This window comes from Paenibacillus amylolyticus (assembly GCF_050990605.1).
GTDB classification, from domain to species: domain Bacteria; phylum Bacillota; class Bacilli; order Paenibacillales; family Paenibacillaceae; genus Paenibacillus; species Paenibacillus amylolyticus_H.
The window spans coordinates 6,144,889-6,157,832 of record NZ_CP158832.1; the positions used below are offsets into that span (position 1 = coordinate 6,144,889).

Consider the following 12,944-nt stretch of genomic DNA (forward strand, 5'->3'; position numbering starts at 1 on the left):
GTTATCTTTTAGTTGCATACGGATCAGCAACAACATTTACACATCCGTTATCTTTTTAGTTGCATACGGATCAGCAACAACATTACATATATAGTTTAGCACCAAACGGTTAGAAATACAATAAATCATTCTCATTTTCTAGATTTTTTTTGTATTATTCCTAATTCATATAACCAGCATTCCACACAATGATTGTGGTCGAATTTCAAATTCTAACCTAAAATCAAATGCATGTGAAATGCTAGTTCGAAACTTAAATCGCCTGCGGTTGTTGCTCCGCAAACTGACTATTGTACAGATCCGCGTAGAAACCTTGACGCGCCATCAATTCATCATGATTACCCTGTTCAATCACATTACCATGATCCATCACCAGAATCAGATCGGCCCCGCGAATGGTGGACAATCGGTGTGCAATGACAAAGCTCGTGCGATCCTTCATCAGATCATTCATGGCTTTCTGGATAAACACTTCGGTCCGTGTATCCACGCTACTCGTCGCTTCATCCAGAATGAGAATAGCCGGGTTCGCCAGGATCGCTCTCGCAATCGTGAGCAACTGTTTCTGCCCTTGTGAGATGTTCGATGCTTCTTCATTCAGCACCGTATCATAACCATCAGGCAGTGTACGAATAAAGTGATCCGCATGTGCTGCAACGGCTGCCTTGATTACATCCTCTTCCGTAGAACCTTCTCGACCATAGGCGATATTGTCCCGAATCGTTCCGTTGAACAACCAGGTATCCTGAAGCACCATACCGAACAGACTGCGCAGCTTGCCACGCTCCATGTCCTTGATCTCGGCACCGTCAATCGTAATCCGACCATCCTGAATTTCGTAGAAACGCATTAACAGGTTGATCAGGGTTGTTTTACCGGCTCCCGTTGGTCCAACAATGGCTACCGTCTGTCCCGGTTTTACATCAATGTTCATGTTGTGAATGAGCAGTTCATTTTCTTTATATCCAAAATTAACACCTTGGAACGCAACCGCACCTTTGGGCTGCTGTAATTGCACGGGTTGTTTGGACTCCGGAACTTCTTCCTCTTCATCCAGCAACTCGAATACACGTTCCGCCGAAGCAATCGTCGATTGAATGATATTAGAGATATTAGCAATCTGGTTAATCGGTTGTGTGAATTGACGGGAGTACTGCGTGAAGGCCAGAATATCCCCGATGGAGATAGATCCGCGTGTAACGAAAATCCCACCAACCACACAGATCAGTACATAACCCAGGTTACCGACAAAACTCATGAGCGGCATAATAATACCGGAGATAAACTGGGCCTTCCAACCGGATTCATACAACTCTTCATTGACCTTCTCGAATTGCTGTACCGATTGTTCTTCACGTCCAAATGCTTTGACAACCTTGTGTCCCGTATACATCTCTTCGACATGACCATTCAGTTCCCCAAGGGATTTCTGTTGACCCGCAAAGTGTTTTTGCGAACGGGAAGCGACTAGCATGACAACAACGACACTGAGTGGCAGCGTCAAAATCGTGATCAGCGTCATCCATGGACTAATCGTCAGCATCATGATGATTACGCCGACAATCGTGACGATCGACGTAATGAACTGTGCCAAACTTTGCTGAAGGGTATTACTGATGTTGTCCACGTCATTCGTGGCACGGCTAAGTGTCTCCCCAGTCGTGCGAGAGTCAAAATATTTCAAAGGCAGGCGTCCAACCTTCGCACTGATCTGCTCACGCATGTCATACACAACACGTTGGGCCACACCGGCCATAAGGTATTGCTGAACATACATAAATGCAGCACTGAACAGATAGAGTCCACCAAGCAGGTATAATACTTTCATCAATGCAGGAAAATCAATCCCGGCTCCCTGTACACCCTGAAGGATGGCAATGGCGCCTTGGCTGAGAATATCTGTACCTTCGGCCATGATCTTAGGACTGATGATACTGAATACGGTACTCAGTATGGCAGCAACCAGCACACCTAACAGACGAGAACTATGGGGCTGGAGATAACGAATCAAACGCCGCAGTGTGCCTTTGAAATCTTTGGCTTTCTCAGCAGGAGGTCGCATGCCCATTCCAGGACCTGGACCCGGCCCACCATGGGGACGAGGCGCCTTGTGTTTTGTATTTTCACTCATGCGATCTCCTCCTCTGTCAGCTGGGAGGATACAATCTCGCGATACACTTCATTGTGCTCCAGCAGCTCCTTATGTGTTCCTGAACCGACAATTCGTCCCTCATCCATGACCAGAATGCGATCGGCATCCATTACCGTACTTACGCGCTGGGCAACAATCAGCACAGCCGCTTCTGTCGTTTCGGACTTCAGCGCAGCACGAAGTTTAGCATCCGTTTTGAAATCAAGAGCAGAGAAACTGTCATCAAAGATATAGACTTCCGGACGGCGAACAAGTGCGCGAGCGATGGACAGACGTTGCTTTTGTCCACCAGACACGTTGTTACCCCCTTGTGCGATTAGGCTGTCATATCCATCTTTCATCTCGGTAATGAAGTTCTCTGCCTGAGCCGTACGAGCCGCATGAACAACTTCATCCATTGTGGCATCGTCTTTCCCGTGACGGATATTCTCCGTAATTGTACCTGTGAAGAGGACTGCCTTTTGTGGTACAAAGCCAATTTTGGAACGCAGATCTTCCTGCCGAAGTTCACGCACATCCGTACCATTGACCCGAACACTGCCTTCGGTCACATCATAGAATCGTGGAATAAGGCTGAGTAATGTTGATTTCCCAGAACCCGTACCGCCAATGATGGCTGTTGTTTCACCTGAGCGAGCTGTGAAGGAGATATCGGACAACGCTGGATTCTCTGCGCCCGGATAACGGAAGGTTACATGTTCAAACTCGATCATACCCTGCATAGATTTCATGCCAAGAGGCTGCTCGGGATTGCTAAGATCCGGCTGCATATCAAGCACTTCGTTGATCCGTTCTGCCGATGCTGAAGCTCTTGGAATCATGACAAAGATCATGGAAACCATAATCAGTGAGAACATGATTTGCATGGCATATTGAATGAAGGCAATCAGTGCACCGATGTTCATATTGCCGCTGTCGATCCGCATTCCACCAAAATAAAGAATGGCAATCATCGAAAAGTTCATAACCAGCATCATCACCGGCATGATGGTTGCCATGAGCACATTAACTTTGATCGAAGAATCTCTCAGTTCCGTGTTGGCCCCGTTAAAGCGCACGCGCTCATGCTCGCCGCGGTTAAAGGAACGCACGACCCGAATCCCTGTTAACTGCTCACGCAGCACCAGGTTGAGTCGGTCCAGCTTTTTCTGAATGGTTTTGAACAAAGGTAAACCCTTGGAACCAATCAGCGCAATGGCTCCGCCCAGTACAGGAAGCACGACCAGGAAAATCGTAGATAATTTGGCGTCCTGTGATACCGCCATGAAAATACCCCCGATACACATGAGCGGAGCCATAATCATCATGCGCAGCATCATCGTAAGTACGTTCTGCACCTGCGTGATATCATTCGTCGTACGCGTAATCAGTGAGGCAGTACCCATCTTATCAAACTCTTGAAGCGAGAAGTTCTCCACATGACGGAATACTCTGCTACGAAGTTGTTTGGCAAATCCACCCGCTGTGCGGGATGAGAGGTAACTGGCGATCACGGAACACGCTGTTCCACCAATCGCGATGACCAACATCCATCCACCAATCTGCCAAATATACGGGATATCTCCTTTAATGATGCCGTAATTCACGATATCTGCCATTAGCGTAGGCAAGTACAATTCAGCAAGCGACTGAAACAGTACCAGAACCAGAATGAAGATAATTGGTATTCGGTAAGGCTTCAGCATGCGAAACAGTTTCATCATGGCGTATCATCTCCTTGTGTGGACGTCTCCGTCTGTTGGAAAACCACTGTATCAAAAAAGGTATATACCTTGGTCAACAACTCCGTCAATTGAATGCTTTCTTCCTCACCCAAATGCTCGACGAGCTGGTTGAACGTTTGCATGCGCTCCTCATGCGCCGCCCGTATAATGTTCCGCCCTGCCTCTGTAATGGTTATACGCACAGCACGGCGATCCTTCGGGTCCATGGTTCGTTCCACCAGCCCTTCATCCTCTAGCCCACGAATAACCGGGGTTATTGTTGGTGATTTCACCCGTAGTAACGCACTGATTTCCGATACTTTTAGCCCTGGGCGACTCCCATTCAGCTCTCTCTCAAAATCTGGCGGATTATCCCGCCAATCCAGCCGTTCTCCCGGATGCGTACCATGTAGCAAACAAGCCAGCACCATAATTTCATTGTGATTGCGCCCATGAGGCTTATGTTGCCTCCATTTGCCTTTATTAAACTGCATAATGGAGTACAAAAGCTTCTGAGCGACCGGGTCTATATCAGTCATAATGGATTCCTCCTTCTATTCTTTATCAATACATAGACATCCAACATCATAGGACATCTATTAAATAGCAGTACAATTAAATAGATACACAATTAATTAGGTTTACTAAGTATATTATCGTAAGAAGCCAATGTCAAACATCTAAAAATAACCGATATAAACCGATAATCAAGAGCATACACGCGCTTGATTATGGGTTTTGTCATTATGCCGTCAATGGAGCTGGCTATAGTTAATATGTGCAATATCAGGAATGAAACCCACAAAAAAGCTCCCATCTGATACGCCGGTATATGGAGACCCGGGGTACGAAATGGGAGCATTGGTATACCGATGGAATGAAAGAAACAAGATAGCCTCTTTTATTGCATAATTAGATGAACTTGTTGAGCATCACGCATCACCTATCACCTATGACGACTTTGAAGCAGAGACCGTTGTAAGCACGGAGGCAAACGGGAAATATTCTTTTGCATTGTTGTAGGCGATGCCCTGTACGATCTGACCGAGCAACTCCATATCCTGCGGTGCTTCGCCCAGTTCAGCCCATTCACCAATGAGGTTGCAGACCAGACGGCGGAAATACTCATGCCGGGTGTACGACAGGAAGCTGCGTGAATCGGTTAGCATACCGACAAATCGGCTGAGCAGACCCACATTCGCCAGTGCCTTCATCTGAGCGATCATGCCATCTTTCGTATCATTGAACCACCATGCTGCACCAAGCTGGATTTTGCCTGGAATGCCTCCGCTCTGGAAGCTGCCGATGATCGCTGCCAGCACTTCATTATCCCTTGGATTCAGCGAATACAGAATCGTTTTGGGTAATGCCTGCTGCTGTTCCAAAGCGTCGAGCAATCCAATCATCGCTGACGACAACGGCGTATCATTCACGGCATCGTAACCGGTATCCGGCCCAAGCTTGGCAAACATCCGCGTATTGTTGTTACGGGCTGCATTAATGTGGAACTGCATGACCCAGCCTCGCTCTGCATACAGTTTGCCGAGGAACGTCAGCGTCACGGTCTTGTACTTGTCCTCTTCCTCACGCGTTACCTTCTGACCTGCAAGGGCCTTTGCAAAAATTGCAGACGCTTCTTCGCGTGTAGCTACTCCATAAGGAACATAATCCAGTGCATGGTCAGAGACTCTGCCACCGACGGAATGGAAGAATTCCACACGGGACTCCAATGCAGCAAGGAAAGACTCATAATCGGAAATCGCGTTGCCCGATGCCTGCGACAGCTTGCCCACCCATTCGGTAAAGGTATCGCGGTTCAATTCGAGTCCTTTATCTGGACGGAAGGATGGCAATACGGCGGTATCAAAACCTTCAATCTCCTGAATCTTCAGATGATACTCCAGAGAATCGGTTGGATCATCGGTTGTGCATACAACAGTGACATTGGATTTGGTAATCAGATCACGTGCACCGAATCCGTCACTGTTCAGTTTGGCATTTACTTTTTCCCAGATGGCAGGCGCACTTGTCTCATTTAATACTTCGTAAACACCGAAATATCGTTGTAATTCCAGATGAGACCAGGCGTACAGCGGATTACCGATCATCATGGGTACCGTTTTGGCGTATGCCAGGAAGCGATCGTAATCGGTCACTCCTTCGCCTCCGGTCACATATTGCTCTTCAATTCCGTTCGCGCGCATGAGGCGCCACTTATAGTGATCACCGTATAACCAGGCTTCTGTAAGATTGCCGAAGGTTTTGTTCTCGTAGATCTCCTGAGGACTGAGGTGGCAATGATAGTCAATAATCGGCATGTCTTTGGCATAGCCCTCATATAACTTGACCGCCGTTTCATTGTGCAGTAGAAATTGTTCATCCAGAAAAGATTTCATTCGCCTCGCACGCTCCCTTTAGGTGAGTTTACGTTCATATGGGTTCACTTCCCATCTTTACGCTACACTGTTTGCCATCAAAGTTCAATATAAAATGATAGCGTTATCAAAAAAGGTTGATTTAGGCATATATTCTTTTACAAGGTATACTGGATTTAACGCAAGGATGCTGATCTGAAGACCACACAAGGAGATGAAATGGAATGAAAATTACCTTTCTCGGCACAGGAGATATGTTCAGCGTGGAGCAGCACCATAATAGTATGTTGGCTGAATTCGAAGACACGCATCTGGTCATTGATTTTCCGGAATCAAATGCCAAAGCACTCAAGGAATATGGATTCCCCATGACCGATATTCACAACGTCTTTATTACCCACCTGCATGAGGATCATATTAACGGTGTACAGATGTTGGGTTATTACGCCCACATTGTGGGTGACCGCAAACCCCGTCTGTTCATCCACGAACAATTGGTAGACCCTCTCTGGAACATTCTAGCCCCCGGCATGCGCTACACAACGGATGGTGAACGGACCATAAGCGATTACTATGATGTCGTTCCCCTGCCTGATGGAGGCACATTCGAGCTGGGCGGTGTGACGTTCGAGACGTTTCGAACGCAGCATGTGCCCGGTATGGTCAGCAATGGACTACTCGCCAAACCTTACTTCTATTACAGTGCGGACAGTACACTCGATCAGGAACGGGTGGAGCAAGTTGCCGCTGATGTGCAGCTGATTTTCCATGAATGTCACATGCATGATCTGGTGATCAAATCTCATACCTCCCTGAAAGATCTGGAGCAACTGCCTGCCGAAGTCAGACAAAAAACCGTCTTAATGCATTATCATGATGAGTACGCGAATGCGGACAAACGGAAACAGTTCAACCGCGAACATGATCTGCGGATGATCGGTACGCTGGAATCCTTTGAACTGGAATAGGTAAACGTAGATCCAACACATAGGCAGCGTCTACTCAGGTTCCTCATACGGAACGAGTGGGTGCTGCCTTCTTCTACTCTTCGTTCTCCCATGACTTCATATAATCAATCGTTCTCAGAGACGGCTCGGCCTGGATATGAAAATAATCTTCCGTTCGCTGATCATTCGGCCCATAGGAAATTTTGATATACATATCTGCATAACGCTGGATAACATCGCTGTCGATCTCTACCTTCGGCTTCAAAATATAATTCCTGCCCAAACTTAACCCAAGCGGTTCCTTATCCGGCTCCAGGCTTATCTCGTATGTATTGCTCACATTGGAATGAAATAGCTCTCCGGCATCGATTCGATTCATCATCTCGGGATCGAGGGTGAAAGATTGAATAACATTCACCATGGGCACCCGAGCCCCGTTTACCAAAATCTCATAAGAAATCCTGTCAACTCCGGATACATGACTCACATCGACTGTTGCCGTCAGGCTATACTTATCTGGTGAATGTCCCTGAAACGATTCTGGTCGCTTCGTAACCCGCTCATTCAGATCTCTACGCTCCGAATTATATGTATACTTATCCGTTCGCTTCGGTTCGCCCCCCGGTCCCTCATTTGTTCCAAAACCGCAAGCTCCTAGACACAGGGCTATTATAAATAAATACGTGACCAACGGGAAGAAACGGTTCAACTCACTTTTCGGGCTCATGTCATCCCTCCTTCTCCAATCCTCTGTATGAAACGCACTATATTTGGATTATTGTACCATGTAGTAAGACATGAAACCGAACTCATACATAGAAAAATGCAAAAAAACCTGAACATCGGAGCACTTGCTCCCCTGTTCAGGTGGATTATCAAACGATATACCATTCTCATATCGATCAGTATCTCTTTTCTTATCCTGCCTGGCACATGCCCTTACTCTGCGTCAGCGCAGTCCTCATTCTGCTCGGGCAGAGCCCATACCGAAACGCCTCCACCACATACATGGAAGGTGGCCCAGCCGTCTTCCTCAATGGTAATCTGATCATCACAGCTGTTCGTCAGATCCACCCAGACTTCACCAGCACGATGCTCTCCGATGAACATTTTCTTCTCACCGTCATCCCCGTTGGAGATGACCACCGCACAACCGGAACCTTCGATTTCCTCTACGCCGCGACGCACCCAGCCAATCGTGTTCGCGTGATCGAAGTAATCTTCCTGCTCTCCATATGCCTTGTTGCAGCGGGCAGACAGCAGAATGTCCAGAATCTCTTTTTTGCCATCCACAGGTTCAGGTCCACCAATGCCATAATAATCCCCGTAAAATACAACCGGATAACCGTCACGACGTAATAGCGTCAACGCATAAGCGCTCGGCTTAAACCAGTCTCCAACCCATGATTCCAACGCTTCATGAGGTTGGGAGTCATGATTATCTACAAAAGTTACCGCATGTGTAGGATGGGTCTGCACCAAGGTATCATCAAAAATTTTGGAGAGATCAAAGTCTCTACCTGCAAGCGAAGCCTCATGCAACTTGTAGTGAAGAGACACATCAAACAGGTCGATCTGATAGTCTACCGTATCAAGGAATTCACGACATGCATCCAGGTTTGAATTCCAGAACTCACCTACGATGTAGAAATCCTGACCGCGTTTGCGTATCATCTCTGCTGCGAACTCCTTGATGAATTCGTGGTTGATATGCTTAATCGCATCCAGCCGGAACCCACCACACTGGAGGGTATCGATCAGCCATTTCCCCCAATCGATCATCTCGCGCCGGACATCCGGGTGGTTATAATCTATATTGGCGAACATCAGATAGTCATAGTTGCCAAACTCATCATCGACATTCTCATTCCATTTTTTATTCTCTCCTGCGATGCGGAATACACCTGTTCGTTCTCCCTTGGCGTCAAAGTCTGTACCGTTGAAATGTTCAGAGCTCCACTTAAAGGAGGAGTATTGATCCCCGCGACCCGGGAATGTGAATTTGGTCCAGCCCTCAATCTCAAACGGTTTGGAAATCTCCTTCGTTCGATCATTGGGATCAACCTCAATCACTTTGAAAACTTCCGTCTCATCTGCTCCAGCCTTGTGATTCATGACCAGATCCACATAGACGGCAATTCCATTCTTCTGACACTCGGCAATGGCCTCCACCAGTTCCTGCTTGGTGCCATATTTGGTCCGTACGGTACCCTTTTGATCAAATTCGCCCAGATCGTACAGATCATATACACCATAACCTGTATCTTCTGCTGACACTGCTTTGGTTACGGGGGGTACCCATACCGAGTCAATGCCTTTGGCTTTCAGTTCCGGGGCCATTTCAGCCAGTCGCTTCCAATGATCTCCGTCTGCAGCCAGGTGCCATTCAAAAAACTGCATCATGGTATGATTTCTCTTCATTATAACCGACCTCCTTGATTGCTTTCGAAGCGGACCGCGGAACGGATAGGGTAATCGCCGTTGTTCGTTCGTTGCTAACCAAGTTATAACCCTTTCACCCTACCTTTCAATCATGTAAAGGAAAGAAATGTGAGAAAAATGTTATATAAGTTGAACTAAAGATTATTTACACTGACACTACGATGACAGAATAACCTTCTAATCGCTGTTATCGTGTAAATGATTAGTTCAACTTATATACATGGATCATTTCATCCGTAGTTCATTCATCAAATTCGTTTATAATCCCGCCACTCCTCTGGCAGTAGGGAACGATAAGGTTCCTGGATAAAACGATCGTCGACCAGCACCAGCACGCCCCTGTCTTCCTCCGTCCGAATCAGCCGTCCACCCGCCTGCAGCACCTTGTTCATACCCGGAAAAATATAGGCATAATTGAATCCGTTGCGTCCTGTCCGATCATAGTAATCACGTAATACGTTGTTCTCCAGGCCAATCTGCGGCAGCCCCGCACCTACCACTACGACACCATTCAAGCGATCTCCCGGCAGATCGACACCCTCCGAGAATACACCACCCATGACGGCAAATACCAATCGTGTTCGTTCAGGATTGGGTTGGAATCCATCCAGAAACTGCTCCCGTTCCAGTTCGTTCATGCCTTGCTTTTGTATAACCGTATCCGCTTCACTTGGAAGCTGTGCATAGGTTTCATAGATCTCTCGCATATAGGGATAGGAAGGGAAGAACACCATCAGATTGCTGCGCGGCCATTCACTTACCAGCTGTTGCAGCATCTCCGCAATGGGTCGCCGGGATTGCTCCCGATCCTTATAACGCACGGATAAGGGCAGGAGTCTCACATCCAATTGTTCACGCTGAAATGGTGATGGAATCTGCAATGTATAATCCTCTTCCTCTGCACCCAGCATATCCCGATAATAACGAAGGGGTGACAATGTGGCCGAAAAATGAATGAGGGAGCGGAATCCTTTGGCCGTCTGACGAAGCAGTACCGAAGGATCGAGACAGAATAACTTCACTCTCACTTCACTTCGAACGCACTCTGCATACGTAATAAAACGTTCATCATACAGCTTGGCAATACGCAGGAAATTCTGTGCCGTGAAGTAGGCATCCAGCAGCAGCTGATCCGTCTCGGCATTCCCCGAACCACCTTCAACAAGACATTGCTCCGCGACCATGACAAAAGGCTCCAGCCGTTCAATCAGTTCCTCCGGTGCTTCCTGCTGGATGATCTTCCCTTCTTCTCCACCGTTTTTCCGAAGGGTAATCAGATACTTATCAATGGCCCCGGTGTAGTCAACAATGGCTTTGGCAGCAGGCACACCGCTGTCCAGCGACTGGAACTCTCTTTTCACATCAAGGAACACAGCCTTCTCCAGCTCGGCGGAAAACATCATTCGGCCACGATCGACCAGATTATGAGCCTCGTCCACCAGTAACACCGTCTTGCGTTTCTGCTCCTCCAACATGCGTTTCAGAGAGATCCTCGGATCGAAAATATAGTTATAATCGCAGATCACCGCATCGGCTGCATACGCCGCATCCAGTGAAAACTCAAACGGACACACCCGATGTTTGCGCGCATACTGCTCAATGACCGGACGTATCATCAACGTCTCATGTTCCAGCATGTCCAGCACGGCCCCGTTAATACGGTCATAATACCCTTCACACATGCCGCATTGTCCCGTATCACAAGCTTCCTCTTCCTTAAAACAGATCTTGTCCTTCGCGGTCAGACTGATCACGTGCATCTTCAATCCTTCCGATTGCATCCGGGCAAAAGCTTCTTCTGCCGCCACCCGCGTCGTCGTCCTCGCGGTCAGATAGAACAATCGACTCGCTTCGCCTTCGCCAATCGCTTTGACCGTGGGAAACAGCACGGACATCGTTTTACCAATGCCTGTTGGTGCTTTGGCCATCAATCCCTGACCCTCACGGATTGTTTTGTATACGGCTCCTGCCAGCTTCCGCTGCCCCTCCCTGTATTTGCGAAAAGGAAAGGGCAGCTCTCGCACACTGATATCTCGCTCTTCTTCATACGCAGCAATCATCTCCGCATACGGCGCATAACCGGAAATCACTTCTGCCGCAAACTGCTCCAGTTCCTCTCGTTCTGCCATTCGGCGAAACCGTCTTTCTTCATGGGTTACCGAATGCACATACGTCAACTGCACTTGCATGCGTGGTTCATCCTGCTGAACGGCGTACATGTAGGCATACATCATGGCCTGTGCCCAATGCACGGGAAGCCCCTCACCCAGATCATCCAGATTGCCCGCAGTCGATTTGATCTCATCCACCGTCAACTGACCCTCCAACCGGATCAGGCCATCACATCGGCCCTCCACCACATAGGTCAGATCCCCATGTTGGATCTCAGCTTCGAGCACAATCTCTTTTAAATCCTCTTCCGTGTACTCCTTCTGTACGCGCTGATGGATTCGAGTCCCCTCCTGCATCGATGCATTGGTCCGGAACCCTGGACGTATGCTGCCACTGCGGTACACATACTCCACCAAAGGTCTAACCGATATCCGAATTGTTGTTGTCATACGATCACCCGTTCTGTTTGTAGTGACTATACTTTATCATGAAATATGTTTTGGACACAGCACCACCTCGAAGAAGTGGAAAATATTATAAATAGAGATTGACATCACATCGTTGCATAAGTAAAGTTGACTTTACGTAAAGCAAACTTTACTTATGGGAGGGTATACTTGCAAAATCTAATCAGAGACAAACGAATACATATGCACATCACACAGGAAGAACTGTCTCAACGGCTAAAGGTCTCCAGGCAGACCATCATATCGTTGGAATCCGGAAAGTACAAACCTTCTCTTGTGCTTGCTCACAAGCTTGCCCAATTATTTGGCTGTCAGATCGAGGAATTATTTATTTTTGAAGGAGATGAGAATATTGAGTTCTGAATTACTGAATCGGATCATCGGGATCGGTGGAATTGTAGCTGGTTTGTTAATTGCAATACTCATTATTTTTTTCACAAGGTTGATTGCAAAAAAGCACAACGGACTGGATGAGCGGTACCTCTATTGTATCACGAGAGCAAAAGCCTTCTCCTGGAATGCGACCACTATCAGTCTTGTTCTGGCTTGGATCCTCGTAGTTATGCTAGACGGGATATCGCTTTCCTTTTTCATTATTACTGCAGTGTTTGTCATTCATTGTTTATCTTCTATTGCGGCAAACCTATACTACTCAGCTCGGAATTAGCCCACCTGTCCGATACACATGAAACCGATTGGACTCGCACAATCCCATATGCTATCTTGAAATAGAATGTACTTAATGA

10 protein-coding genes are annotated in these 12,944 nt (G+C 47.4%); 3 read left to right on the forward strand and 7 right to left on the reverse strand.

Annotated elements, in window-relative coordinates; translation table 11 throughout:
- Positions 1 to 253 precede the first annotated feature (253 nt).
- From ABTV53_RS27060 to uxaC, 4 genes are all read right to left on the reverse strand, one after another.
- Positions 254 to 2,131 carry an ABC transporter ATP-binding protein gene (locus tag ABTV53_RS27060; protein WP_433748432.1) on the reverse strand — a complete coding sequence of 626 codons (1,878 nt, stop codon included), beginning with the start codon at positions 2,129 to 2,131 and terminating at the stop codon, positions 254 to 256.
- Complete coding sequence (locus ABTV53_RS27065; protein ID WP_433748435.1) at positions 2,128 to 3,855, reverse strand: ABC transporter ATP-binding protein; 1,728 nt, start codon at positions 3,853 to 3,855, stop codon at positions 2,128 to 2,130. The genes ABTV53_RS27060 and ABTV53_RS27065 overlap by 4 nt, the downstream gene beginning before the upstream one ends.
- Positions 3,852 to 4,394: a MarR family winged helix-turn-helix transcriptional regulator gene (locus ABTV53_RS27070; RefSeq protein WP_433748438.1), complete on the reverse strand. Its 543-nt coding sequence runs from the start codon at positions 4,392 to 4,394 to the stop codon at positions 3,852 to 3,854. The genes ABTV53_RS27065 and ABTV53_RS27070 overlap by 4 nt, the downstream gene beginning before the upstream one ends.
- 411 nt (positions 4,395 to 4,805) lie before the next feature.
- Positions 4,806 to 6,251, reverse strand: a complete 1,446-nt coding sequence (gene uxaC / locus ABTV53_RS27075) for a glucuronate isomerase (protein WP_433748442.1) — start codon at positions 6,249 to 6,251, stop codon at positions 4,806 to 4,808.
- A gap of 203 nt (positions 6,252 to 6,454) precedes the next feature.
- On the opposite strand from uxaC, the gene ABTV53_RS27080 reads away from it, so the two are divergent.
- Positions 6,455 to 7,198, forward strand: a complete 744-nt coding sequence (locus ABTV53_RS27080) for an MBL fold metallo-hydrolase (RefSeq protein WP_433748445.1) — start codon at positions 6,455 to 6,457, stop codon at positions 7,196 to 7,198.
- A gap of 73 nt (positions 7,199 to 7,271) precedes the next feature.
- On the opposite strand, the gene ABTV53_RS27085 is transcribed toward ABTV53_RS27080, so the two are convergent.
- The 3 genes from ABTV53_RS27085 to ABTV53_RS27095 form a co-directional block, all read right to left on the reverse strand.
- Positions 7,272 to 7,904 carry a hypothetical protein gene (locus tag ABTV53_RS27085; protein ID WP_433748448.1) on the reverse strand — a complete coding sequence of 211 codons (633 nt, stop codon included), beginning with the start codon at positions 7,902 to 7,904 and terminating at the stop codon, positions 7,272 to 7,274.
- A gap of 212 nt (positions 7,905 to 8,116) precedes the next feature.
- Positions 8,117 to 9,598 carry an alpha-amylase gene (locus tag ABTV53_RS27090; protein WP_433748451.1) on the reverse strand — a complete coding sequence of 494 codons (1,482 nt, stop codon included), beginning with the start codon at positions 9,596 to 9,598 and terminating at the stop codon, positions 8,117 to 8,119.
- 269 nt (positions 9,599 to 9,867) lie between these two features.
- The gene (locus ABTV53_RS27095) at positions 9,868 to 12,180 is read right to left on the reverse strand and encodes an ATP-dependent DNA helicase (protein ID WP_433748453.1); all 2,313 of its coding nucleotides are present in this window, start codon (positions 12,178 to 12,180) and stop codon (positions 9,868 to 9,870) included.
- Positions 12,181 to 12,348: 168 nt separating this feature from the next.
- Here ABTV53_RS27095 and ABTV53_RS27100 point away from each other — a divergent pair, with 168 nt between their 5' ends.
- Positions 12,349 to 12,561, forward strand: coding sequence for a helix-turn-helix transcriptional regulator (locus tag ABTV53_RS27100; RefSeq protein WP_036612923.1), 213 nt, complete (start codon positions 12,349 to 12,351; stop codon positions 12,559 to 12,561).
- Entirely contained in the window at positions 12,551 to 12,865 is a 315-nt protein-coding gene (locus ABTV53_RS27105; protein ID WP_433748457.1) for a hypothetical protein, read from the forward strand. Before ABTV53_RS27100 ends, ABTV53_RS27105 begins: the two co-directional genes overlap by 11 nt.
- Positions 12,866 to 12,944: the final 79 nt, after the last annotated feature.

What these genes read in the sequence shown, in the direction of transcription:
- ABTV53_RS27065 (WP_433748435.1), bottom strand. Translation starts at nt 3,855, where the DNA reads ATGATGAAACTGTTTCGCATGCTGAAGCCTTACCGAATACCAATTATC.
- ABTV53_RS27070 (WP_433748438.1), bottom strand. Translation starts at nt 4,394, where the DNA reads ATGACTGATATAGACCCGGTCGCTCAGAAGCTTTTGTACTCCATTATG.
- ABTV53_RS27060 (WP_433748432.1), bottom strand. Translation starts at nt 2,131, where the DNA reads ATGAGTGAAAATACAAAACACAAGGCGCCTCGTCCCCATGGTGGGCCG.
- ABTV53_RS27090 (WP_433748451.1), bottom strand. Translation starts at nt 9,598, where the DNA reads ATGAAGAGAAATCATACCATGATGCAGTTTTTTGAATGGCACCTGGCT.
- ABTV53_RS27080 (WP_433748445.1), top strand. Translation starts at nt 6,455, where the DNA reads ATGAAAATTACCTTTCTCGGCACAGGAGATATGTTCAGCGTGGAGCAG.
- ABTV53_RS27085 (WP_433748448.1), bottom strand. Translation starts at nt 7,904, where the DNA reads ATGAGCCCGAAAAGTGAGTTGAACCGTTTCTTCCCGTTGGTCACGTAT.
- uxaC (WP_433748442.1), bottom strand. Translation starts at nt 6,251, where the DNA reads ATGAAATCTTTTCTGGATGAACAATTTCTACTGCACAATGAAACGGCG.
- ABTV53_RS27095 (WP_433748453.1), bottom strand. Translation starts at nt 12,180, where the DNA reads ATGACAACAACAATTCGGATATCGGTTAGACCTTTGGTGGAGTATGTG.